This is a genomic window from Bradyrhizobium sp. PRIMUS42 (genome assembly GCF_023006515.1).
Classification (GTDB): Bacteria; Pseudomonadota; Alphaproteobacteria; order Rhizobiales; family Xanthobacteraceae; genus Bradyrhizobium.
This window is the reverse complement of record NZ_JALBGZ010001033.1, coordinates 1-1,637: the sequence shown is the minus strand read 5'-3', so window position 1 is coordinate 1,637 and position 1,637 is coordinate 1. Positions and strand designations below refer to the sequence as shown.

The window sequence follows — 1,637 nt, the reverse complement described above, 5'->3', positions numbered from 1 at the left end:
GATTGCATCAAGGCCGCGCCGAGAAAGAAGGCGAGGTTCACGGCCGCGAGCGCCTTGCCCGTCGTCTGCGCGTCGACCAGCTGCCGCGACATGCCGAACAGCAGCGGCTGGGCCGACGTCGCAAGACCAATGAGCACCAACAGCACAAGGTCGTATTGCGGCGGCATCACCGGCACGCCGAACAGCGCGGAGACCGCATAATGCGGCGCCCCGAGCGCCATCAACGCCAGCAGCAGCGCTCCGACCATGTGCGAGCCTGCCACCAGATCGCGGCGGCGGCCGAGCCGGCGGTCGATCATGCCGATAAGAAGCGGACCTATGATCATCGCAAGCGTGAACGCGCCGAGCTGGTTGCCGGCCTCGACCCGCGACAATCCCTTCACTTGCATCAGCCACGGTCCGCCCCACAGGCCGCGCAGCACCAGCGAAGTCGCCAGCGACACCAGGGCCAGCGCGATCAGGCCGCGCAAGGGACGCGAGAGACCGAGCCTGAGCACCTCGATCATCTGCGACAGCGGCGAGGACTCGTCCTTGTGTTCGGCCGCCTGCTTCGGCACTAGCGCGAACACGGCGAGCGTGACCGCAACTCCGCCGAGAGCGGACATCCAGAACCCGGCGCGCCAACCCCAATTGTCAACCACGAAGGCGAGCGGGCTCGACGACAGCAGCATGCCGATATTGCCGATCGAGAGGATCGCGCCCGACCACAGCCCGAACCGCGCCGCCGACAATTGCTTGGCTGCCAGCGTCATCGGGCACATCAGCATGCCCGAGGTGGAAACCCCCAGCATGAACTGCCCGACCGCGAAGCTCGCAGGGCCGGTCGCAAATCCCGACGCGACCGCGCCGAACACGGTCCCCGCGAGCAGGCTCAGCGACACCGGTCGCACGCCAAACCGGTCCATCGCCGCCCCAACGGGGATCTGCGCCGCCGCGAAGGCGAAAGGATAGATCGAGGTGAGGCTCGCCAGCGTCTGCGGCTCAAGTTGGAAATCCGCGGCCATGAGATCGAGGCTGACCGCGGGAATGGTGCGGAGCAGAGTCGAGAGCATGTGACCGCACGCCAACGCGACGAGCGCAAGGATCAGCGCGCGGGTGGCGGTGCCCGCGTCGTCGGCAGCAGTCTCCATGGGTATCCCGTCCCGGCAACTTTCGTGTCGCGTTACACGATCGGAGCGACGGTGCCAAGGCGGAGTAATGGCATGGCGACATCTGTTCTCGGCGGGATCAGTTCATGCCGCGGGACCGCGGAACAGCCGTTTGCCTGGGCGGCTCCTGACACGGCCAGCATGCCAGGAGCATGGCTTGCACCTTCTGCAGGCGCAGATCACGCAATCCGCGGATTGACCACCACATAGCCCCGCAACGAACGTGCGTGAATGCGGGTTGCCCGGCCTCCTGAATTACCGTCATACGCCATCCAGACATCGCCTGAGATATGTTGCTCGAGGACGAAGACATGACCATGTCGCGCGGCGACCATTCCCGGCGCCGGCGACGTCCGCGGAAAGCGCAGCCAGTTGGCCGCCAGATTCAATCCCGGCACGATGCGGCCGAACACGCGTAGCGATGCTGCGCAACCGCAGAAGGAGTGTGGGCAACCGGAAGGGCGGCCGCCGACGATCCGGCCCGCGCCT

Annotated in this window: 1 protein-coding gene and 1 pseudogene; both read right to left on the bottom strand. The window is 66.5% G+C overall.

Translation table 11 applies throughout. The annotated features are described in order from the left end of the window. The coding region (locus tag MOV75_RS37175) for an MFS transporter (protein ID WP_247007882.1) at nt 1-1,130 on the bottom strand (1,130 nt) is incomplete at its 3' end. A gap of 197 nt (nt 1,131-1,327) precedes the next feature. Further along, a pseudogene (locus MOV75_RS37170) lies at nt 1,328-1,637 on the bottom strand (hypothetical protein); the annotation flags it as partial.